The 20,672-nt window shown below is 71.5% G+C and carries 19 protein-coding genes and 1 tRNA gene; 6 read left to right on the forward strand and 14 right to left on the reverse strand.

All coding sequences use genetic code 11. The features are described 5' to 3' along the window. Nucleotides 1–88: 88 nt before the first annotated feature. Nucleotides 89–1,435 (reverse strand): peptidoglycan-binding protein, encoded by a 1,347-nt coding sequence (locus tag ACWC0C_RS08065; RefSeq protein WP_450862510.1) that lies wholly within the window; start codon nt 1,433–1,435, stop codon nt 89–91. A gap of 197 nt (nt 1,436–1,632) precedes the next feature. On the opposite strand from ACWC0C_RS08065, the gene ACWC0C_RS08070 reads away from it, so the two are divergent. The 4 genes from ACWC0C_RS08070 (at nt 1,633) to ACWC0C_RS08085 (ending at nt 6,827) form a co-directional block, all read left to right on the forward strand. Further along, nucleotides 1,633–1,706, forward strand: a tRNA-Lys gene (locus ACWC0C_RS08070). A gap of 209 nt (nt 1,707–1,915) precedes the next feature. After that, nucleotides 1,916–2,629: a FadR/GntR family transcriptional regulator gene (locus tag ACWC0C_RS08075; protein WP_450862511.1), complete on the forward strand. Its 714-nt coding sequence runs from the start codon at nt 1,916–1,918 to the stop codon at nt 2,627–2,629. Nucleotides 2,630–2,898: 269 nt separating this feature from the next. Further along, nucleotides 2,899–4,893: a glycosyltransferase family 2 protein gene (locus ACWC0C_RS08080; protein ID WP_450862513.1), complete on the forward strand. Its 1,995-nt coding sequence runs from the start codon at nt 2,899–2,901 to the stop codon at nt 4,891–4,893. Beyond that, a complete protein-coding gene (locus ACWC0C_RS08085; protein WP_450862515.1) occupies nt 4,890–6,827 on the forward strand; it encodes a galactose oxidase-like domain-containing protein in 1,938 nt (645 codons plus the stop codon). Before ACWC0C_RS08080 ends, ACWC0C_RS08085 begins: the two co-directional genes overlap by 4 nt. Here the strand turns inward: ACWC0C_RS08085 and ACWC0C_RS08090 are convergent, their stop codons facing one another. The 13 genes from ACWC0C_RS08090 to ACWC0C_RS08150 all read right to left on the reverse strand — a co-directional run bounded on the left by ACWC0C_RS08090 (nt 6,828) and on the right by ACWC0C_RS08150 (nt 19,007). After that, nucleotides 6,828–7,850 carry a glycoside hydrolase family 6 protein gene (locus ACWC0C_RS08090; protein WP_450862516.1) on the reverse strand — a complete coding sequence of 341 codons (1,023 nt, stop codon included), beginning with the start codon at nt 7,848–7,850 and terminating at the stop codon, nt 6,828–6,830. A gap of 103 nt (nt 7,851–7,953) precedes the next feature. Next, a complete protein-coding gene (locus ACWC0C_RS08095; RefSeq protein WP_449199786.1) occupies nt 7,954–8,622 on the reverse strand; it encodes a class F sortase in 669 nt (222 codons plus the stop codon). Nucleotides 8,623–8,631: 9 nt separating this feature from the next. Then, nucleotides 8,632–9,222: a hypothetical protein gene (locus ACWC0C_RS08100; protein ID WP_450862518.1), complete on the reverse strand. Its 591-nt coding sequence runs from the start codon at nt 9,220–9,222 to the stop codon at nt 8,632–8,634. An 89-nt stretch (nt 9,223–9,311) separates the two neighbouring features. Then, entirely contained in the window at nt 9,312–10,091 is a 780-nt protein-coding gene (locus tag ACWC0C_RS08105; RefSeq protein WP_449199788.1) for an HAD-IIA family hydrolase, read from the reverse strand. A gap of 127 nt (nt 10,092–10,218) precedes the next feature. Beyond that, nucleotides 10,219–11,274, reverse strand: coding sequence for a 2-aminoethylphosphonate ABC transporter substrate-binding protein (locus tag ACWC0C_RS08110; RefSeq protein WP_450862519.1), 1,056 nt, complete (start codon nt 11,272–11,274; stop codon nt 10,219–10,221). 44 nt (nt 11,275–11,318) lie between these two features. After that, the gene (locus ACWC0C_RS08115) at nt 11,319–12,116 is read right to left on the reverse strand and encodes an ABC transporter permease (protein WP_450862520.1); all 798 of its coding nucleotides are present in this window, start codon (nt 12,114–12,116) and stop codon (nt 11,319–11,321) included. After that, entirely contained in the window at nt 12,103–12,885 is a 783-nt protein-coding gene (locus tag ACWC0C_RS08120; protein ID WP_450862521.1) for a 2-aminoethylphosphonate ABC transporter permease subunit, read from the reverse strand. The genes ACWC0C_RS08115 and ACWC0C_RS08120 overlap by 14 nt, the downstream gene beginning before the upstream one ends. After that, on the reverse strand, nt 12,878–13,933 hold the full coding sequence (locus ACWC0C_RS08125) for an ABC transporter ATP-binding protein (protein WP_450862522.1): 1,056 nt from the start codon (nt 13,931–13,933) through the stop codon (nt 12,878–12,880). The genes ACWC0C_RS08120 and ACWC0C_RS08125 overlap by 8 nt, the downstream gene beginning before the upstream one ends. Before the next feature lies 1 nt (nt 13,934). After that, complete coding sequence (locus tag ACWC0C_RS08130) at nt 13,935–14,633, reverse strand: phosphonatase-like hydrolase (RefSeq protein ID WP_450862523.1); 699 nt, start codon at nt 14,631–14,633, stop codon at nt 13,935–13,937. 7 nt (nt 14,634–14,640) lie between these two features. Continuing rightward, nucleotides 14,641–15,765, reverse strand: coding sequence for a TIGR03364 family FAD-dependent oxidoreductase (locus tag ACWC0C_RS08135; protein ID WP_450862524.1), 1,125 nt, complete (start codon nt 15,763–15,765; stop codon nt 14,641–14,643). 143 nt (nt 15,766–15,908) lie between these two features. Continuing rightward, nucleotides 15,909–16,664, reverse strand: coding sequence for a GntR family transcriptional regulator (locus ACWC0C_RS08140; RefSeq protein WP_450862526.1), 756 nt, complete (start codon nt 16,662–16,664; stop codon nt 15,909–15,911). 48 nt (nt 16,665–16,712) lie between these two features. Next, the gene (locus ACWC0C_RS08145; RefSeq protein ID WP_450862528.1) at nt 16,713–17,561 is read right to left on the reverse strand and encodes a hypothetical protein; all 849 of its coding nucleotides are present in this window, start codon (nt 17,559–17,561) and stop codon (nt 16,713–16,715) included. 231 nt (nt 17,562–17,792) lie between these two features. Next, nucleotides 17,793–19,007, reverse strand: a complete 1,215-nt coding sequence (locus ACWC0C_RS08150) for an ROK family transcriptional regulator (protein ID WP_450862529.1) — start codon at nt 19,005–19,007, stop codon at nt 17,793–17,795. A 72-nt stretch (nt 19,008–19,079) separates the two neighbouring features. Between ACWC0C_RS08150 and ACWC0C_RS08155 the strand changes: the two genes are divergently transcribed. After that, the gene (locus ACWC0C_RS08155) at nt 19,080–20,150 is read left to right on the forward strand and encodes a Gfo/Idh/MocA family protein (protein WP_450862530.1); all 1,071 of its coding nucleotides are present in this window, start codon (nt 19,080–19,082) and stop codon (nt 20,148–20,150) included. Continuing rightward, nucleotides 20,150–20,662: a heme-degrading domain-containing protein gene (locus ACWC0C_RS08160; protein WP_450862532.1), complete on the forward strand. Its 513-nt coding sequence runs from the start codon at nt 20,150–20,152 to the stop codon at nt 20,660–20,662. Before ACWC0C_RS08155 ends, ACWC0C_RS08160 begins: the two co-directional genes overlap by 1 nt. Nucleotides 20,663–20,672 lie beyond the last annotated feature (10 nt).

The raw sequence follows: 20,672 nt of genomic DNA on the forward strand, positions 1-20,672 counted from the left end.
CCAGCCTCCGCGCCAGATGCGCCAGATGCGCCATGAACAGTCATGAACGATCATGAACAGTCATGAACAGGGGGTGAGCAGTGGGACGTCAGAGGCCGGTCAGGCGCTCCGGGTCGGCCTCCGCGAACAGCCGGCGCCAGGTCTCCGGCCCCGGATAACCGTCGGCCGCGCTGCCGCGCCAGCCCTGGGCGCGCTGGAAGGCCTCCACCGCACGCCGGTCGGCTTCGCTCCAGCGCGGACCGGGACCGTCGGCGTAGAACCCGCCGAACCCCTTCTTCACCAGCCGGCGGCCCAGCAGGGTGACATGGCCGTTCTCCGCGCCCGGACGGAAGTGGCCCCGGCCGGGATAGCCGGGCACCCCTTGCGCGGCGGGCGCCACGAGCCCGGCGGGCCGGTCCGGTCCCGCCGCGACCGGCGCGATGTCCCTGCCCTTGCCGGTGGCCAGCAGGGCCCAGGTGCGCCGGCCGGGCAGCCCGTCGGCGGCGGCGCCGCTCCAGCCCTGGGCCAGCTGGAAGGCCCGGGTGGCCCGCCGCTCCGCCTCGCTCCACGTCGGGCTGGGCCCCCGGGTGTAGTACGGGTGGCCGCCCCGGGCCACCAGCATCCGGCCGAGCAGGGTGACGTACGTGTTGCCGGCGCCGGGGCCGAAGTAGGCGGCGCCCGGGTAGGCGAGCAGCGTCCGGTAGCCGGCCTGTTCCGCCTCCGCCTTGCCGGAGACCAGGCCCTTGTAGCGGTAGGGGACGTACTTGCCGGTGTTGCTCCAGTAGGGATAGGGGGTGGCCTGCCGGCGGGCGTGCGGGGGTGTCTGTTCGTAGACCGTGTAGTAGGTGTGCGTGTAGTCCGTCCAGCCGCCGAAGATCACCACGTGGGAACCCTGCCGGGGGTTGGCGGCGTTGTGGTAGAGCAGCATGTCTCCGGGCTGGAGTTCCTCCTTGGTGATCTTCACTCCGTACTGGCCGAGGCTGCCCGTCCACTCGTTGCCGGGCAGCCCCCAGGCCATCGAGACAAAGCCGGAGCAGTCCTGGCGGTAGCCGTCGGGCGAGTAGGCGTTCATGCTGTACGGCACCTGTGCGGCCACCCAGGTCTTGGCCCGGTTGATGATCTGGGTCCGGGTGGCCGCGGGGATCACGGTGTCGGACCCGGCCGGTGTGTCGCCCGGCCCGTGCAGCGGGGCCTTGGCCCCCTGGGGGGTGTCGGGCTCGCCGTCGCCGGGGTCGTGGGACCGCCCCTCGGCGGGCCGGTCCGGGGTGAGGGCGGCGGCCGGGGTGACCGCGCCGAGGACGGCGGACGCGGCGGCCACGACCGCGATTCCGCAGGCCGCCGGGCAGCCGCCGGGACGGCCGGACGACGGGCGGGGACTGGCCCGACGTCCCCGGGCGCAGCCGGGGCAGTCGCAGTCGCTCTCGGGGTCGAATTCCTCGAACACCGGAGCAGCCATGCGATCTACCTCACATTCATAGGGGATTTGTCCGCGAGTGTGCACGCTGGTCAGTTCCCCAACTGACCAAAAGACCATCACTTTGACGGTCCGAATGACGTACACGGCCCTCCCGGCGGCCGTCCGGTCACCGCCGGGCGGCCCGGAGGTGGTCGGAAGCACTCCTCAAGGTCGGGTAGAGTTATCCCTGTCAGCAGGCGCCGCTAGCTCAGTTGGTTAGAGCAGCTGACTCTTAATCAGCGGGTCCGGGGTTCGAGTCCCTGGCGGCGCACGATGACGATGGCGAGCCATGTCCGCAAAAAGCGCGGAGCTGGCTCGCCATCTCTGTTATTGCGCGGCTACGCCGCGCGCAGTGGGGGCTCCGCCACCCACACCCCCGCCGGAAGGCCCCTCGCGAAAGCGGGGGGCCTTCCGCATGTCCGGAATTCGCCCTTGTCCGGAACCGGGCCATCCCCCCGATTGGCCGGATACCCTCTGGCCATGGCAGCCCGGGACCTTCAGGAGCGGATCAAGAAGCTGATCGTGGACCGGCGGCTGCCCTCGGGCGCCCCGCTGCCGACCGAGCCCGAGCTGATGGAGCACCTCGGCGCGAGCCGGAACTCCGTGCGCGAGGCCCTGAAGGCGCTGCAGGCGATGGGGATCGTCGAGATCCGGCACGGGTTCGGGACGTACGTCGGCTCGATGTCGTTCGCACCCCTGATCGAGGGGCTGGCCTTCCGCACCGTCGCCGGGCACTACCGGGGCGAGGACTCCCTGCTGCAGCTGCTGGAGCTGCGCGAGGCCGTGGAGACCGGACTGGTCTCGCGGCTGGCCGGGCGGCTGCCCGAGGCGGACCTCGTCGAACTGGACGCCCTCGTGGACCGCATGGAACGGGAGGCCGCCGAGGGGGCGGGCCTCGCCGAGACCGACCGGGCCTTTCACGCCACCCTCTACCGGGGGCTGGACAACGTGTTGCTGAGCGAGGTGCTGGAGGCGTTCTGGGACGCCTTCCACCGGGTGCAGCGGGACCTGGTGGACGTGCCGCAGGACCCCAAGGTCACCTGCCGGCAGCACCGGGAGATCCTGGACGCGGTCCGCTCCGGCGACTCGCTGCGGGCGGAGACGGCGATAAGAGACCACTTCGGCAACATCCGCGTCCGTCTCACCACCACCGGCGCACGCCCGCCTCGCGAGCCCCACAATGAACGGGTTTGACCGGTAAACAACGCGTTTCGCGTCTTGCGATCATGCGGAGCGCCGTAGAACCCTGGATGCCCAAGCTGCCGCTGTTTCATGGCAGTTGGGGGGAAGTAAACGGTTGCGGTACGGCGGGGAGGGGACCCCGCCCATGAATCGATGCCGAGGGGGGCATCATGCAACCGGAAGGTCGCCGTCCCGTGTCTACGAGGGTGCGGAAGACGTGGGGACTGCGAGCCACCACAGCGACCAGACACGCGGTGACCTGCGTGTGGGGGGAATGACTCATGACGTCGACGCCGCCGGGCGCCGGACCGAGCCACGTTCACGACGACCCGTCACAGACCACACAGCTGAGGGTCGGGCACCGTACGGGCCAGTTACGCAGGATGAGGAGGAGCCTGCCGAGATACGACTACGAGCACTACAGCCGGCTCGCGGGCCCCCTGACCCAGCCCGGCCCGGCGAAGCCGTACAGGGTGCAGTACCGGTCGCTGCTCTCGCAGGAGCCGCACCGCATCCGCGCCGCGCTCATGCTGGGCGCGGCCCCCGTACTCTCCCTGGTCCTGCTGTTATGGCTGCTGCGGCCCGCACACTGGACCGAACGCGACTATCCCGCCTACGACTTCCTGCCGGCCCTCGACATCGTCATGCTCGTCTCGATCGGCCTGATCGAGTTCTTCCGCTGCATGAACGTGCTGTCCAACGCGCACGCCACGCTCGTCGCCCGCGACCCGGTCCCGGTGGTCCCGGAGGCCGGCACCCGCGTCGCCTTCCTCACCTCCTTCGTGCCCGGCAAGGAGCCGCTGGAGATGGTGACGAAGACCCTGGAAGCGGCGGTGAAACTCCGTCACCGTGGTCTGCTGCACGTGTGGTTGCTGGACGAGGGCGACGACCCGGCCGTGAAGGAGGTCTGCGCCCGGCTCGGTGTGCACCACTTCTCCCGCAAGGGCGTGGCGAGGTGGAATCAGCCCAAGGGCCCGCACCGCGCCAGGACCAAGCACGGCAACTACAACGCCTGGCTGGACGCACACGGCGCCGACTACGACTTCTTCGCCTCCGTCGACACCGACCACGTCCCACTGCCCAACTACCTGGAGCGGATGCTCGGTTACTTCCGCGACCCGGACGTCGGCTTCGTCATCGGCCCGCAGGTGTACGGCAACTACGACACGTTCGTCACCAAGGCGGCCGAGTCCCAGCAGTTCCTCTTCCACGCCCTGATCCAGCGCGCCGGCAACCGCTACGGCGCCCCCATGTTCGTCGGCACGTCCAACGCGGTGCGCATCAGCGCCATCAAGCAGATCGGCGGCCTGTACGACTCCATCACCGAGGACATGGCGACGGGCTTCGAGATGCACCGCGCCAAGAACCCGGCCACGGGCAGGAAGTGGAGGTCGGTCTACACCCCGGACGTGCTCGCGGTCGGCGAGGGCCCGAACGCCTGGACGGACTTCTTCACCCAGCAGCTGCGCTGGTCCCGGGGCACGTACGAGACGATCCTCAAGCAGTACTGGAAGGGCCTGTTCACCCTGCCACCGGGCAAGCTCTTCAACTACACGATGATGATCATCTTCTATCCGATGTCCGCCCTCAACTGGATCCTGGCGGCGCTGAGTTGCGCGCTGTTCCTGGGCCTGGGCGCCTCGGGTGTGAACATCGATCCGACCGTGTGGCTGATGCTGTACGGCAACGCCTCCGCCCTCCAGATCGGCCTGTACATCTGGAACCGGCGGCACAACGTCTCCCCGCACGAGCCGGAGGGGTCCGGCGGCGTCGCGGGCATGGTGATGTCCGCGCTGTCCGCGCCGATCTACGCCCGCTCCCTGATGGACGCCGTACTGCGTCGCAAGAGCAAGTTCGTGGTGACGCCCAAGGGTGAATCGGCAAGCCCCGACACGCTGTTCGGGACGTTCCGCATCCACTGGTTCTTCATCCTGGTCTTCGCCGGCTCGCTCACCGCCGGCTTCGTGTTCGGGCACTCCCACCCCGCGATGATCACCTGGGCGTGCTTCGCCCTGCTGATCACCGCCTCGCCGATCTTCGCCTGGCGGTACACGCTGCGGCAGGAGCGGAAGAAGCCGGAGCCGGCCGCGACCGGAGCGGTCGCCGAGCCACAGGACGCGGTGCCCGCCCCCTACGCGGCCCACCCGCCGCACGCCCGGCAGCAGCGGCCCACCTGGGCGGGCGCCGGCCAGGGGAGCCGCGGCGCGGACCGGAGCGGGGAGAGCGAGCAGACCATGCAGATCGCCCTTGGCGGACTTGGGGGACGTGAGGGATGAAGGACCAGGCCGGCCGCCGTCGCGCCCGCAGGCTCGCGATCGGTACGGCGGTGGTACTCGCGCTGGCCGGGATGAACGGGCCGTGGCTCTACCGCTTCGGCACCGCGCAGTACCACCAGTACAAGATCAACAGACCGGAGTACAAGGCCGAGAACGGCCACTGGGACATCATCGAGTTCCCGCCGGAGTACCGCCAGGACACCATCCACGCCGCGCTCCTGCACACCGGCAAGGTGCTGCTGGTCGCCGGCTCGGGCAACAACCAGGACAACTTCGACAAGAAGAAGTTCGACACCCGGATCTGGGACCCGGTCAAGGGCACGATCAAGAAGATCCCCACGCCCAGCGACCTGTTCTGCACCGGACACACCCAGCTCGCCAACGGCAATCTGCTGATCGCGGGCGGCACCAAGCGGTACGAGAAGCTCAAGGGTGACGTCACCAAGGCCGGCGGCCTGATGATCGTCCACAACGAGAACCCGGACAAGCCGATCACGCTGCCCGCGGGCACCACGTTCACCGGGAAGACGAACGGCAAGACGTTCGTCTCGAAGGACCCGGTGCTGGTGCCGCGCGCGAAGAAGGTCTTCGACCCGAAGACGGGCGCCTGGCTGCGCAACGACCCCGGGCTCGGCCGCATCTACGTCGAAGCCCAGCACAGCGGCACCACGTACGAGACCGGCACCCAGGACAACTACCGGATCCAGGGCCTGACCGGCACCGACGCGCACAACACGTACGGCATCGCGCAGAAGCTCGCCCTCGACAAGAAGGACTTCCAGGGCATCCGGGACGCCTATGAGTTCGATCCGGTCGCCGAGCGGTACATCAAGGTCGACCCGATGAACGAGGCCCGCTGGTACCCGACGCTCACCACGCTGTCGGACGGCAAGATCCTCAGTGTCTCCGGCCTCGACGACATCGGCCAGCTGGTGCCGGGCAAGAACGAGATCTTCGACCCGGCGACGAAGACATGGACGTACACCAGGAAGATCCGGCAGTTCCCGACGTATCCGGCGCTGTTCCTGATGCAGAACGGGAAGATCTTCTACTCGGGTTCGAACGCGGGGTACGGGCCGGACAACGTGGGCCGGGACCCCGGTATCTGGGACGTGGGCACCAACCGGTTCACCAAGCTGCCCGGGCTCGGCGATCCGAACGTGATGGAGACCTCCGGGACCGTTCTGCTGCCTCCGGCGCAGGACGAGAAGTTCATGGTGATCGGGGGCGGTGGCGTCGGTGAGTCGAAGCTGTCCAGCAAGAAGACGCGGCTGATCGATCTGAAGTCCGGGAATCCCAGGTTCGTGGACGGGCCGGAACTGGCGAAGGGGACCCGGTATCCGCAGTCCTCGGTCCTGCCCGACGACACGGTGCTGGTCTCCGGTGGTTCGGAGGACTACCGGGGGCGCGGCGACTCCAACATCCTCCAGGCGCGGCTGTACCACCCCGGCAGCAACAGCTTCACCCGGGTCGCGGATCCGCTGGTGGGGCGGAACTACCACTCCGGGTCGATCCTGCTGCCGGACGGGCGCGTGATGTTCTTCGGGTCCGACTCGCTGTACGGGGACAAGGCGAACACCAAGCCGGGGAAGTTCGAGCAGCGGATCGAGATCTACACGCCGCCGTATCTGTACCGGGATGCGCGGCCGACGCTGAGCGGTGGTCCGCAGACCATCGCCCGCGGCGCCGCGGGGACGTTCACCTCGGATCACGCGGCCGGCATCAAGAAGGTGCGGCTGATCCGGCCGAGCGCTTCGACGCACGTGACGGACGTCGACCAGCGGTCCATCGCGCTGGACTTCAGGACGGCCGGGAACAGGATCACGGTGACGGTGCCGAAGAACCGGAATCTGGTGCAGTCCGGGTGGTACATGCTGTTCGTGGACGACGACCAGGGGACGCCGAGCAAGGCGCAGTGGGTGAAGGTCCCGTAGTCACTTGCTGTTCTCGGCAAGGGCGAGTGCATAACTCGCCCACCACTCCCCGGCCTTCGGGCCGCCCCTGCAGGTGCCGTCCGACTCCCCCGGCCGCTTGACCCACAGGTAGGCGTCCACCGAGGGGTCCGCCGTCTTCGTCGTCGGGGTTTCGCCCAGGGCCCGGCCCGGCGGGTTGCACCAGCGCTGGGCCGGGTCGCCGCCGGTGTAGGGGCCGTTGCCGTTCCTGCTGGTGTCGATGACGAAGTGTTTGCCGCCCACCTTCTCCGAGAGCTGCTTGCCGTAGGCGAGGGAATCCTGGGTGGAGTAGAAGTTGGAGACGTTGACGGAGAAGCCGTCGGCCTGGGCGACGCCGGCCTGCTGGAGGGACGGGAAGATCTGGTCGGGGTGGCCCCAGCCGGCGTTGCCCGCGTCCAGGTAGACCCTGGTGTTCTTCAGGGACTTGAGCTTGGCGATCGCGCCCTTGAGGAGGTCGTAGCGCTCCTCGCGGAACTGGGCCGGGGTGCAGCCGTCCACGAGGTGGAGGACGGCGTCGGGTTCCAGGATCACGATGGCGGAGCGGTCGCCGATGCCCCGGGCCACGGCGTCGATCCAGGCGCGGTAGGCGTTGCCGTCGGCGGCGCCGCCCTGGGAGTACTGGCCGCAGTCGCGGTGCGGGATGTCGTAGAGGACGAGCAGGGCCGTGCGGTCGGACTTCTCGGCGGCCTCGGTGAAGCCGCGCGCCTCGTTCTCCGGGTTCTCCGGGCCGATCCACTCCCCCACCGGCTGCTCGGCGATCTTCCGGATCTGCTCGGCGTTCGTCTTGTCGCCGGACTTGGTGTAGGCGGTGAGCTGGCGGGCCGCGGTGCCGTCCGGGTTCACCCAGAACGGGTCGGCGGCCTTGGGCTGTTGGGTGATCCGGGCCCCGGCGTCCCCGTTCTCGTCCCCGCCCCCCGAAGAACATCCGGCGAGGACCAGTGCCGCCCCCAGCACCACCGCCGCCGACGCCCGCGCGGAAGAACGGGCCCCCCTGCCGTCATACATGCGCATCCCCCTGGTCCCCCCCCTGGGCGAACGGGTCAGGGTCCCAATCGTGGCATATCAGGGCGGTCCGTCACGAGGTCGCGTGGCAGGGCGTACGAGGGTGTCAGCGGGCGGTTCCGGTGAGGTACGCGTTGACCACCACGTTGGCCGTGTAGCCGCGGCCGACGCGGTCGAAGGAGCCGCCGCAGGTGATCAGGCGCAGCTCCGCGCGGCCGGGTTCGCGGGGGCCGTAGGCCTGCCGGGCGTCGAAGCCAGCGCGGGGCAGGACGCGTACGTCGTCGACGGTGAACTCGGCGACCTTGCCGTCCGAGCGGACCACCCGGACCGTGTTGCCGGGCTTGAGCGTGCTGAGCTTGTAGAAGACCGCGGGCCGGGTCCGGGTGTCGACGTGCCCGACCAGGAGCGCGGCCCCCTTGGCGCCGGGTCTGGTGCCGGCGCCGTACCAGCCGACCACGCCCGGCTGGTCGAAGGGCGGTGGGTCGACGGCGCCCTCGGCGTCCAGGCCCCTGCTCACCACCGGCGCCTGGACGCCCAGCCGCGGGATGTCGACGCGCTGCGGCAGGGCGTCGCCGAGCGGCTCGGCCGGGCGGGGCAGCAGGGCCGGGTCGGCCGGTCCGAGCGCGAACAGGCCGCCCGTGGCGGGGCTGTCCGTGGTGTGCGGTACGCCGGTCAGCCCGCGCCCCCACAGCCACAGCCCGAGCAGCAGCAGCGCCCAGGTCAGGCCGGTCATGAGCCGCCCGGTGCCGGTGGCGCGCTCGCGGTCGTGGGACATGGGCGGCCTTCAGCGCGTACCGCGGCTCCGGCGGGCGCGCAGCCCGACGGCGGCCGCCGCGATCCCGGCGAGGGCGAGGCCGGTCACCGACTGGAGGGTGTCCGGCCCGGACTCGGTGGTGGCGACCGTGGCGAAGTGCGCGGTACCGCCGCCGCCCGCGGGGACGGGGGCGACGGGCGAGGCGGCGCCGGTGGGGACGGGGGCGACGGGCGAGGCGGCGCCGGTGGGCTCCCGCCCGGGCTCCTCGTACCGTCCGGACTGCACGGTTCCCCCGCCGGCCACCGTGATCCTTCCGGTGATCACATAGTCGGCGCAGGTGATCCTGACGTCGTAGCCGCCCGGCCGGACCGAGGAGCGGACGCGGGTCGCGCCGGACAGGGTGCCCTCGCTGCCGGTCAGCCGGGCGTCGGAGACGAACGCGTCCGAGACGGCGATGCCCTGCCGCCCGGAGCAGCCGCGGACCCGGAGGGCCACGTCGGCGCCGGGCGCCGGGGAGGCGGGGGTCACGGAGACCGAGCCCGCGTCGGCCGCGTGGGCCGTGGGGGCGAACACGGCTACGGCCAGGATTCCGGTACAGAGCGTGAGGCGTAGTGAGCCCATCGTGAACCTCCAGTACCAGGAGGCTCCCCCGCCCCGGGCGCCCCCGCATCCTCGGGGGTGCGCCCGTTGCTCCGAATGGGTGGATTACGTCAGACCAGGTCCACCAGGTCCGCGATGGAGTCGACGACCTTCGAGGGGCGGAAGGGGTAGCCGTCGACCTCGTCGGGCTGGGTGACGCCGCTGAGCACCAGGAAGGTGCGCATTCCGGCCTCCAGGCCCGCGAGGACGTCGGTGTCCATGCGGTCGCCGATCATGGCGGAGGTCTCGGAGTGGGCGCCGATGGCGTTGAGGCCGGCCCGCATCATCAGCGGGTTGGGCTTGCCGACGAAGTACGGCTTCTTCCCGGTCGCGGCGGTGATCAGGGCGGCGACCGAGCCGGTGGCGGGCAGGTCGCCCTCGGTGGACGGGCCGACGTTGTCGGGGTTGGTGGCGATGAACCGGGCGCCGTCGTTGATCAGCCGCACGGCCTTGGTCAGGGCCTCGAAGGAGTAGGTGCGGGTCTCGCCGAGGATCACGAAGTCGGGCTCGTGGTCGGTGAGGATGTAGCCGATGTCGTGCAGCGCCGTGGTCAGACCGGCCTCGCCGATGACGTAGGCGCTGCCGCCGGGCCGCTGGTCGTCCAGGAACTGGGCGGTGGCGAGCGCCGAGGTCCAGATGTTGTCCACGGGCACGTCCAGACCCATGCGGCGCAGCCGGGCGTGCAGGTCACGGGCGGTGTAGATGGAGTTGTTGGTGAGCACCAGGAAGGGCCGCCCGGACTCACGCAGCTTCTTCAGGAAGGCGTCGGCACCGGGGATCGGAACGCCCTCGTGGATCAGAACACCGTCCATGTCGGTGAGCCATGACTCGATGGGCTTGCGGTCTGCCATGCTGTGCGTCTCCTGGCGTGCGTACGGTCAAGAAAAGCGGGGGGGCGCCGGAACCACGGCGTACCGACGCCCCCAGACTAGTCAGCGTGTCCTGATCCTGACCCCGGCCGTCCGCCAGTCGAACAGCTCAGCTTCCGGTCGCCGACTTCCAGTCCTCGACGTACGACGTGAGGTTCTTGTCGATGTCGTTCCAGTCCGGCTCGAAGAGGTCCACGCCGTCCATCAGCTTGGTGAGGGCGATGGCGTTCGCGTCGGTGGCCTTGACGTCCTGGCGGGCGGTGAACCCGCCGCCGATCCCGCTGACCTCCTGCTGCTGCTTCTGCGCGAGCATGAAGTCGAGCAGCTTTCGGCCGTTCTCGCTGTGCGGGGCCTTGGTGACCAGGCCGGCCGCGTACGGCAGGGCGAAGGTGCTGGGCCTGCCGTCCTTGCCGGCCGGGAACCAGATGCCGAGGCCCGGCATGGTCTTGGACTGGGCGTAGTTCATCTGGACGTCCCCGTTGGCGACGAGCAGTTCGCCCTTGTCGACCTTGGGGGCCAGTTTTCCGGTGGAGGCGGACGGGCCCACGTTGTTCGCCTGGAGCTTCTTCAGATAGGCGAGGGCCTGCTCCTTGCCGCCGAAGTCGTGGATCGCCTTGATGAGGACGGCCGTGCCGTCACCGGCGACACCGGGGGTGGAGTACTGCAGCTTGTTCTTGTACGTGGGGCCGAGCAGCTCGTCCCACGTCTTCGGGGCCTGCTTCAGCTCCCTCTTGTTGTAGACGAACCCGAAGTAGTTGTCGACCACGGAGGTCCAGGTGCCGTCCGGGGCCTTGTCCGCGCCGCTGACCTGGTCGGAGTCCTTCGGCGCGTACTTCTGCAGCAGGCCCTTGCTGTCGGCCTCCTGGATGAAGGGCGGCAGGGTGACCAGCACGTCGGCCTGCGGGTTGGACTTCTCGCGGACGGCGCGCTGCACCATCTCGCCCGAGCCCCCCTCGACGTACTTGACCTTGATACCGGTCTGCTTGGTGAAGTCCGCGAAGACCTTGTCGTACCAGCCGTCGCCGTTCTCGCCCTTGAGGCCGTCGGCGCTGTAGACGGTGACGACCTTGGCGTCGGAGGCGGCGGAGGAGCCTCCGCAGGCGGACAGCACGGGGGTGGCGAGCAGGGCGAGGGCTACGGCGAGCGTGCGGCGGGTTCCGGGCATGGCGAGGCCAACTCCTGGCGTGGTGAAGGGGATTACCGGGGGATTCAGCGGTACGACGCCCGGGTGCGGACCCGGGAGACGGCGAACAGGACGAGCAGGGTCGCGGCCATCAGCACCACGGCGACGGCGGAGCCGGTGAACAGGGCGCCGCGGTCGGTGGCCGAGTAGATCAGGACGGGCAGCGGGGTCCAGTCGGGCGGATAGAGCATCATCGTGGCGCTCAGCTCGCCCATCGACAGGGCGAAGCAGAGGCCGGCGGCGGCGGTGAGCGAGGGCAGGAGGAGGGGCAGGCGGACCCGCCACAGGACGCGTGCGGGGCGGGCGCCCAGGGAGGCGGCGGCCTGTTCGTAGGCCGGGTCGAGGCGGGTGATCGCCGCCGACACGGACTGGTGGGCGAAGGCCGTGACCAGCACGGTGTGCGCGAGGATCACGATCCACCGGGTGCCGTTGAGCAGCATCGGCGGCTTGGAGAAGGCCACGAGGACCGACAGCCCGACGACGACCGAGGGCACGGCGAGCGGCAGCACGAACAGCGCGTCCATGAGTCGCCGGTAGCGCTTTTTCAGGGCCGCCGCGGCCAGCGCCGCCCAGGTGCCGACGGCCAGCGCGAGCAGGCTCGCCGCGGTGGCGGTGAGCAGGCTGGTGGTGAGGGCCTGGAGGGCCTCGCCCCGGGTCGCCGCGCGGTAGTTGGCGGCGGTCGTCCCCGAGGGCAGGACGCCGGACCAGTGGGTGGCGAAGGAGGCGCCGAGGACGACGAGGAGGGGCAGGGCGAAAAGGGGCAGGAAGAGGAGCAGGAACACCACCCATACGGCCCACTTGGCCTTGCGGCTATGCACCAGCACGACGGCTCACCACCCGGTAGAGGCCGTACAGCCCCACGGAGATCAGGACGTTGACGACAGCGACCACACACGCGCCCGGGTAGTCGGACTCCAGGATCGCCTTGCTGTAGACGAGCATCGGCAGGGTGGTGACCCCCTTCGCGCCGGTGAACAGCACGATCCCGAACTCGTTGAGGCAGAGCACCAGCACGAGACTCCCGCCGGCCGCGAGCGCGGGCAGCGCCTCGGGCAGGATCACCTTCCGTACGATCCGTGGCGCCCGTGCGCCCAGCGAACTGGCCGTCTCCAGCTGCGCGGTGTCGAGCTGCGAGAACGCGGCGAGCAGCGGCCGCATCACGAACGGCGTGAAGTAGGTGACCTCCGCCAGCAGCACCCCCCAGGGCGTGGTGAGGAACTGGAAGGAGCCGACGATGCCCGTGGTGCCGTAGATGAACAGCAGGGCCAGCGTGATGAGGAAGGACGGGAAGGACAGGTACACGTCGATGAACCGCGCCACCGCCTTCGCCCCCGGAAACGGTACGAACGCGATGACCAGCGCCAGCAGGAAGCCCAGGAAGAGGCATCCGGCGGTGGAGGCCAGCGCCAGCCAGACGGTGGTCCACAGCGCGTGCCGGAAGGCTTCGGAGGCGAAGACGTCGGCGTAGGGCTGGAGGGAGGTGCCTCCGCTGTCGGGCTGGAAGGACTGCTGGACGACGAGGGCGAGGGGGTAGAGGAAGAAGAGGGCGAGGAGGGCCACCGGGGGCAGGGCCCACAGCAGGCGCCTATTCATGGGTGACTCCGGCGGGCAGCAGCACCGCGTCCTCGGACTCGAAGTGCAGGGTCACGGGTGCCCCGTGACCGGGCGGATCCCTCAGCTCGCGTACGTCCGCCAGGACCGTGTGCCCGCCGACGTCGACGTACAGCCGGTGGGTGGCTCCCCGCCACTGGATCTCCCGTACGACTCCGGGGAGCTGGTTGGGCCCCGGCCCCAGCCCGACGACGTGCGGCCGTACGCACAACGTGGCCCGCGCCCCCGCGGCCACGCCGCCCGTGTCGACCTTCAGCTCCGTGCCCGCGAAGGACACACTCCCAAGACCCACGGTCACCGGCAGCAGATTCGCGCCGCCCACGAAGGAGGCCGTGAACTCGGTCCTCGGTGCCCGGTACAGCTCGCGCGGTGTCCCGCACTGCTGAAGCCGCGCGGCGTCCATCACCGCGATCCGGTCGGCCAGCGTCAGCGCCTCGACCTGGTCGTGGGTGACGTACAGCATCGACACGTGCGGCAACTCCCGGTGCAGCCGGGCAAGTTCGGCGAGCATCCCGGAGCGGAGCTGCGCGTCCAGCGCGGACAGCGGCTCGTCGAGGAGCAGGACGTCCGGCCGGATGGCGAGGGCGCGGGCGATGGCGACCCGCTGCTGCTGCCCGCCGGACAGCTCGCGCGGATGCCGGCGGGCGTACGCGGCCATGCCGGTCATCTCCAGCGCCTCGGCGACCCGTTGCCGTATCTCGGTCTTGGCCGTCCGGCGTGCCTTGAGCCCGAAGGCCACGTTCTCGTCGACCCGCATGTGCGGGAAGAGCGCGTACTGCTGGACGACCATCCCGATGCCACGCCGGTACGGCGGCAGGTCCGTCACGTCCCGGCCGCCGAGGAGCACCCGCCCGGACACGGGCCGTACGAACCCGGCGACCGCCCGCAGCGCGGTGGTCTTGCCGGAGCCGGACGGCCCGAGCAGCGCCATGACCTCGCCGGGCTCGACCGTCAGGTCGAGGGAGTCGAGAGCGAGGCTGCCGACGTTTCCGTCGTAGGCGACGGTGACGGAGTCGAAGCGGATGCCCATGTCAGCGCGCTCCCGACAGGAGGGCGGGCAGGTCGGCGACGGAGTCGAGGACGTGCGTGGCCCCGGCGGCGCGGAACGCCTCGTCGCCATGGGCGCCGGTGCGCACCCCGGCGACCAGACCGGCCCCCGCACGTACGCCACTGAGCGCGTCGTACGAGGTGTCCCCGACGACGGCGACCTGGCGTACGTCCTCGGCGGCCTTGGTGCGGACGAAGGCCTCCAGGACCATGTCCGGGTACGGCCGCCCGCGCCCGCCGGCGTCCGCGGGGCACAGGGTGAGCGGGACGAGGTCCCGCCAGCCCAGGGCGTCGAGGATTGCGTCCTGGGTGACGCGGGCGAACCCGGTGGTCAGGACGACGGTACGGCCGCTGCCGGCCAGCTCCTCGATGGCCTCGCGGGCGCCGGGCACGGGCGCGATCAGGCCGGCGTCGACGAGATCGCCGTAGGCCTTCTCGAAGGCGGTGTTGGCGCGCCGGGCGCGGTCCTTGTCGCCGAACAGGTGCCGGAAGACGGAGATCTTGGACTCGCCCATGGTCGCGCGGACGTAGGCGAGGTGTTCGGCGTGCTCGGCCGAACCGGGCTCGACGCCCAGTTCGGCGGCGGCCGCGGCGAAGGCGCGCTCGACCAGTCCGCCGTCGGCGACGGTGGTGCCGGCCATGTCGAGGACGACGAGGCGGATGTCGGTGCTGATCGGTGTCATGGGGAGCTCACCAGCCCAGTTCGTTCGCGGTGGTCTCGGCTATCGCGGGGGCGCAGGTCATGCCGCGCCCGCCGGGCCCGGTGACCAGCCACACCCCCTCGCGCACCTGCTGCCGGTGCACCACCCGGCCGGGCTCGGTGGCCTGCGCGTACACGCCCGCCCAGCGGCGGCGGATGCGCGGCAGCGGCCGGCCGAGCAGGGACTCGACGACGCCGGTCAGGTGCTCGTACGGCTCCTCGACGGTGTCGAAGGCGAAGGGGTGCTCGTACTCGTGGGTGTCGCCGATGGTCAGACCGCCGTCGGCGCGCTGCACCATGAGCAGCTGCATCCGGTGCGTGGCGGCGGTCTCCGGCTGTGGCTGTCCGGCGTTGAGCCGGTCCAGGGCCGGGGAGGCGTAGGCCGGGTAGTAGCGGAAGCTGTCGGCGTCGGCGACGGAGGTCGGCAGCGGCTCGCCCAGCGGGTCGGTCTGCATCATCTGCAGCCGGACCCGGCGCACCGGCAGCCCGGGCCCGGCGAGTTCGCGGACCAGTCCGCCGAGCCAGGCGCCGGTGCACAGGACGACCGCGTCGGCCCGGTGCACGTCGCCGTGGTCGTCGCGGACGGTGCCGGCACCGGTCACCTCGCGCACCTCCCGTCCCGGCAGGAAGGTGTAGTTCGGGGACTTCAACAGCTCGGCCCTGAGGGCGAGTTGGGCGGTGCGCGGCTCCACGGCCGCGTCCCGCTCGCAGTACAGGGCGGCGGTGAAGTCGCCGCGCAGGGCCGGGTTGAGGGCGCGGGCCTCGCCCGGGAGGAGGAGCTTGTAGCCGCGGGCGGCGGCGTCCGGGCGGGCCACGGCGGCCTCGGCGACGGCGAGCTCCAGGGGGCCCCGGACGGGGGTCAGGGACCCGTTCGCCCGGAAGCCCAGCGCCGGCACACGCGCGCCGATGCCCTCCCACAGCTCCCGCGCCCGCAGCGCGGTTTCCAGCTCTTCTCCTCCGGCGCGGCCGCTGACCCAGATCTGCCCGAAGTTGCGCAGCGAGGCGCCGCGCGCCTCGGTCTCGCGCTCGATCTGGACGACCCGGTGGCCGCGCCGTAGCGCATGCCAGGCGTGCATGGTGCCCACCACGCCTGCTCCGACGACTGTCACTCTCACGGCGGCAACGCTCCTCGCGATCGGGGAACCGGAGACATCCGGCTGACAACGAGAGCGTGAACGACCCATCACGTTTGGGCTAGACCCGTTATCTTTCCGTGATATTCAGGCGGGGTCGATCGTGGGGCCGATATCGGTGTTTTTCAGCCCTTGAGGTGGGTGGTGAACGAGAACCGGTCCCCCCGGTACAGCGACCGCACCCGCTCCAGCGGCCGGCCCTGCGTGTCCCGGGAGACGCGATGGATCAGCAGCATGGGCAGGGCGGGCGGGGTGCCGACGAGCAGGGCCTCCCGGGGGGTGGCCAGCACGGTCTCGATGCGCTCGTCGGCGTCGCCGAAGTCGATGCCCTGGGCCTTGAGGTAGCCGTAGAAGGAGGAGTCGGGGTCGAAGTCGCTCGCCAGCCCCGGCACCCGCTCGACGGCGACATAGGTGCTCTCCAGGCCGACCCGCTCGTCGTCGGCGAGCAGCACCCGCTCCAGGTGCCACACGGGTTCGCCCCGGGTGAGTCCGGTCTCGGCGGCGAGGGCGTCCGGGCAGGGGAAGCGGTCGAGGCCGACGAGGGTACGACCGGGGGTACGGCCCTGCCGCCGCACGCCCTCGGTGTAGCTGGCGAGGGACAGCGGCTGGGCCAGCTTGGGCCCGGCGACGACGGTCCCGCGCCCCTTTCGCCGCAGCCGCCCCTCCAGCACCAGCTCCCGCACGGCCTGCCGCACGGTCTCCCGGGCGACGTCGTAGCGCTCGGCGAGATCCCGCTCGGTGGGGATGACGCTGTCCTCCCCCAGTTCGTCCAGCAGCGCGGCGATCCGTGCCTTCACCGCGTAGTACTTGGGGATGCGCCCGTGCTCGGGAATGCCGGAGCGGACGGGTGCGCCGGGGGCCTGGTCGTTCGGGTAGTCCACGCAGGGATCGTCGCAGACGGGGTGGGTGTTGCCGGTACGGCCCCCGCTTCACTGCCGTCTGCGGGACAGCAGCAACGCGCCGCCGCAGACCACGAGGAGCGCGGCGGTGGCCGCGAGCAGCCCGTGGGCGAGGCCGGGTCCGGTCCGCGCCAGCTCGCGGGCCCGCTCCGCGGCGCCCTCCGGCCCCGCGGCGAACGGCAGGGAGGAGCCGGGTGTGGCGGCGGAGGTGGCGCCGGGGGTGGGGGTACCCGACGTGGCCGACGCGCTGCCGGACGGGCTGGGTCCGGCACTCGCCTGGGTACGACTCGGATCCGGCGAGGGCTCCGCACTCTCCTGGCCGATCCCGAACCGGTACGCGTTGGACTCCCCGACCCAGTCCCCGTCCGCACCCCGGCGCTGGACGACGGCGGCGTTGGCGGTGACCCGCTCGGACGGGGCGTTGGAGGGCAGCGCGAGCCTGACCTTGACGCTGACGGTCTTGCCCGGCGGTACGGCGAACCCGGGGAACCCGGCGCCGTCCAGCACGCCGACCAGCTCCTGCTCGTCGGTGCGCTCGAATTTCACCGGCCGGGGCTTTTGACCGTCGAAGAAGTCCAGCTGCGGCTGGTTCGGCTGCAGCGCGCGCTTGTCGTCGACGAGGACGATCACCGGGTGGATGTTGGTGCAGGTCTGGCGGGTGGTGTTGGTGAGGTCGATGTACCAGGTGCCGTATCCGCCGCCGGCCTCGTAGGAGCCGGGGCCACCCCGGATCCGGGCGGCCAGCGGGAAGGCCCGCGCGTCGGCGCCGACACAGGCGGGGTCCTCGGCGGCGCGCGCGGAGGCCGCCGACACGGGGACCGCCACGGTGAGGGCGGCGGCCGCGGCGAGGCAGAGGGGCAGGGATGTGCACAGTCGCATGAACACATGACCATGCCGCTCGTGCGGGGGCCGGTACGTCCGCCACGCCGGTGCGAGCGCGCGAGTCCCCGCCGTTGGCGTACAGGCCGGCGTGTCGTCCGCGGGTCCGTCGTGGCTGGTCGCGCCCACGCGGCGGAGCCGCATGTCGACGCGGCCCCGCGCCCCTGGGGAACTGCGGTGCCGCCGGCTTTCACGGCACCCGGCACCACCCGGCCGAAGCACAGGGCACCGTCACGCATCCCCGCGGCCGAACACCGGCGCCAGCAGCAACTGCGCAGCCCCCTCGGCCACCAGCCGCTCCCCTCGCGGGGCACACCGAACCGGCACCGGCTCGCCACCCGCCCCCTCCCGCCGGGCCAGCGCCTCCAGAACCTCCCCGACACCCCGCACAAACGCCTCCGGCGCGCCCGCGACGGTCCGCCCCCCGAGCAGCACCGCATCGATGTCCAGCAGCCCCACCAGATTCGCCGCCCCCACCCCCAGCACCCGCGCCGCCTGCCCGGACTCCCCCCGCGCCACGGCCGACAGGCACAGCACTTCCACGCACCCCCGGTTCCCGCACTCGCACAACGGCCCGTCCAGCTGGATCACCTGGTGCCCGAACTCCCCCGCCCCGGTCCGCGCCCCCCGATGCACCCGCCCGCCGATCACCAGCCCGGCACCGAGCCCGGTGCCGAGATGCAGGTACGCGAAAGAGCCGGAGCCGCCCTCACCCGCCACCGACAGCCCGAGCGCCGCCGCGTTCGTGTCCTTGTCCACCACCACCGGCACCCCCAACCGCTCCCCGAGCGCGTCCCGCAGCGGAAACCCGTCCCACTCGGGGAATCCGGTGACCCGGTGCAGCACCCCCCGCGCATGATCGAGCGGCCCCGGCAACGCCACCCCCACCCCGAGCACCGTCCCGGTCCGAGCCGGCCCCTCCTCGCCCCGGGACACGCTCGGGGACGCGCTCCCAGACAGGCCCGGAGACGACCCCGGAGACACCCCCAGGCCGTCCCGCACCGCCCCCTCCACCGCTTCCCCGACCACCGCCAGCACGGCCTGCGCCCCGGCTCCCAGATCGATCTCCGCGCGCCGCTCCCCCACCACGGCCCCGTCCAGATCGACCAGCACCACCCGCAGCTCGTCCCGGTCCAGATGCACCCCCACCGCATGCCCCGCCTCCGGCACCAGCCGCAGCACGGTCCGCGGCTTGCCCCCCGTCGACGCCCGCCGCCCGGCCTCCGCCGCGAGCCCCTCCTCCCGCAGCCGCGCGGTGATCTTGCTGACGGCCTGCGGGGTCAGTCCGGTCCGCTCGGCCAGTTCGAGCCGGCTGATGCCCTCCGCCCCGGCGTCCCGCAGCAGCCCCAGCACCAGCGCGGTGTTGTGCGACCGCACCGCACCCAGATTCGCGCCCGCCGGCCCGCCGCTGCCCGTCCCCGTCCTCGTCCTGTTCACGCCACCCATTCTCCCCACCACTTGCACTTTGGCAACAGCGTTGCGAAAGTGGAGCCCATGACAGGACCCACCCCTGACCCCATGACCGCCGCTCCCCCGCTCCGCGTCGGCCTCATCGGCTACGGCCTCGCCGGCTCCGTCTTCCACGCCCCGCTGATCGCCGCCACCGAGGGCCTCGCCCTGGACACCGTGGTCACCTCCAGCCCCGAGCGGCAGGAGCAGGCCCGGTCCGAGTTCCCGGACGTCCGCACGGCCGCCAGCCCCGAGGAGCTGTTCGAGCGCGCCGGCGACCTGGACCTGATCGTCATCGCATCGCCGAACAGGACGCACGTCCCGCTGGCCACCACCGCCCTCAAGGCCGGCCTGCCGGTCGTCGTCGACAAGCCGGTCGCCGGCACCGCGGCCGAGGCCCGCGACCTCGCCGACCTCGCCGAGGAGCGCGGCCTGCTGCTGTCCGTCTTCCAGAACCGCCGCTGGGACAACGACTTCCTGACCCTCCGCAAGCTGCTCCAGGACGGCGCACTCGGCGACGTCTGGCGCTTCGAGTCCCGCTTCGAGCGCTGGCGCCCGACGCCCAAGGGCGGCTGGCGCGAGTCCGGCGACCCGGCAGAGATCGGAGGTCTGCTCTACGACCTCGGCAGCCATGTCGTCGACCAGGCCCTGGTCCTGTTCGGCCCGGTCACCGAGGTGTACGCCGAGTCGGTGGTCCGCCGCCCCGGTGCCGAGACCGACGACGACACCTTCATCGCCCTCACGCACGCCAACGGCGTCCGCTCCCACCTCTACGTCTCCGCGACGGCCGCCCAACTCGGCCCCCGCTTCCGGGTGCTGGGCTCGCGGGCGGGCTATGTGAAGTACGGCCTGGACCCGCAGGAGGGCGCCCTGCGCGAAGGCCTGCGACCGGGCCCGGCCTGGGGTGGCGAACCCGAGTCGCTGTGGGGCCGTGTCGGCGCCGGTGAGTCCCCGCTGACCGGCGGCGGCACCGCCGTACCGACCCTGCCCGGCGACTACCCCGCCTACTACGCGGCCGTGGCCCAGGCCCTGCGCGGCGCCGGCCCCAACCCGGTGACCGCCCTGGAGGCGGCCGCCGCCCTCGACGTACTGGAAGCGGCCCGCCGGTCCGCCCGGGACAAGGTGACGGTGACCCTCTGATGCCGCACCAGCAGCACCATCCGCAGATCACGCCCAGGACCACCCCCGAACTCACCCCGTCCGTCGAGGAACTGGAGGCGCAGGAACGCCGCCTGGTCTTCCGGCAGTTCACCCACGACGACGCGTGGGCCCTCGGGTCGCTCCTGGTCGAGCTGGCCCGGGAGAGCCAGGCTCCGGTCGCCATCGACATCCACCGCGCCGGCCAGCAGCTCTTCCACGCGGCCCTGCCGGGCTCCACCCCGGACAACGACGCCTGGATCGCCCGCAAGCGCCGGGTGGTGGAGCGCTACGGCGCCTCCTCCTACCTGGTCGGCGCCCGCTTCCGCGCCAAGGGCACGACGTTCGAGGACTCCTCCCGCCTGGACCCCGACACCTACGCGGCCCACGGCGGCTCGTTCCCGATCCACGTCGAGAACGTGGGCGTCATCGGCACGGTGACGGTGTCCGGCCTGCCCCAGCTCCAGGACCACAGGTTCGTCGTGGCGGCGCTGGAGCAGTTCCTGGAGAGCTGACCGGGGATTA

The organism is Streptomyces sp. NPDC001709 (genome assembly GCF_053596375.1).

Bases quoted from the DNA above. Each gene is read 5' to 3' on its own strand.
- ACWC0C_RS08130 (WP_450862523.1), bottom strand. From the start codon at position 14,633: ATGACACCGATCAGCACCGACATCCGCCTCGTCGTCCTCGACATGGCC.
- ACWC0C_RS08075 (WP_450862511.1), top strand. From the start codon at position 1,916: ATGGCAGCCCGGGACCTTCAGGAGCGGATCAAGAAGCTGATCGTGGAC.
- ACWC0C_RS08085 (WP_450862515.1), top strand. From the start codon at position 4,890: ATGAAGGACCAGGCCGGCCGCCGTCGCGCCCGCAGGCTCGCGATCGGT.
- ACWC0C_RS08110 (WP_450862519.1), bottom strand. From the start codon at position 11,274: ATGCCCGGAACCCGCCGCACGCTCGCCGTAGCCCTCGCCCTGCTCGCC.
- ACWC0C_RS08155 (WP_450862530.1), top strand. From the start codon at position 19,080: ATGACCGCCGCTCCCCCGCTCCGCGTCGGCCTCATCGGCTACGGCCTC.
- ACWC0C_RS08125 (WP_450862522.1), bottom strand. From the start codon at position 13,933: ATGGGCATCCGCTTCGACTCCGTCACCGTCGCCTACGACGGAAACGTC.
- ACWC0C_RS08100 (WP_450862518.1), bottom strand. From the start codon at position 9,222: ATGGGCTCACTACGCCTCACGCTCTGTACCGGAATCCTGGCCGTAGCC.
- ACWC0C_RS08065 (WP_450862510.1), bottom strand. From the start codon at position 1,435: ATGGCTGCTCCGGTGTTCGAGGAATTCGACCCCGAGAGCGACTGCGAC.
- ACWC0C_RS08105 (WP_449199788.1), bottom strand. From the start codon at position 10,091: ATGGCAGACCGCAAGCCCATCGAGTCATGGCTCACCGACATGGACGGT.
- ACWC0C_RS08150 (WP_450862529.1), bottom strand. From the start codon at position 19,007: ATGGGTGGCGTGAACAGGACGAGGACGGGGACGGGCAGCGGCGGGCCG.
- ACWC0C_RS08080 (WP_450862513.1), top strand. From the start codon at position 2,899: ATGACGTCGACGCCGCCGGGCGCCGGACCGAGCCACGTTCACGACGAC.
- ACWC0C_RS08160 (WP_450862532.1), top strand. From the start codon at position 20,150: ATGCCGCACCAGCAGCACCATCCGCAGATCACGCCCAGGACCACCCCC.
- ACWC0C_RS08095 (WP_449199786.1), bottom strand. From the start codon at position 8,622: ATGTCCCACGACCGCGAGCGCGCCACCGGCACCGGGCGGCTCATGACC.
- ACWC0C_RS08120 (WP_450862521.1), bottom strand. From the start codon at position 12,885: ATGAATAGGCGCCTGCTGTGGGCCCTGCCCCCGGTGGCCCTCCTCGCC.
- ACWC0C_RS08145 (WP_450862528.1), bottom strand. From the start codon at position 17,561: ATGCGACTGTGCACATCCCTGCCCCTCTGCCTCGCCGCGGCCGCCGCC.
- ACWC0C_RS08090 (WP_450862516.1), bottom strand. From the start codon at position 7,850: ATGTATGACGGCAGGGGGGCCCGTTCTTCCGCGCGGGCGTCGGCGGCG.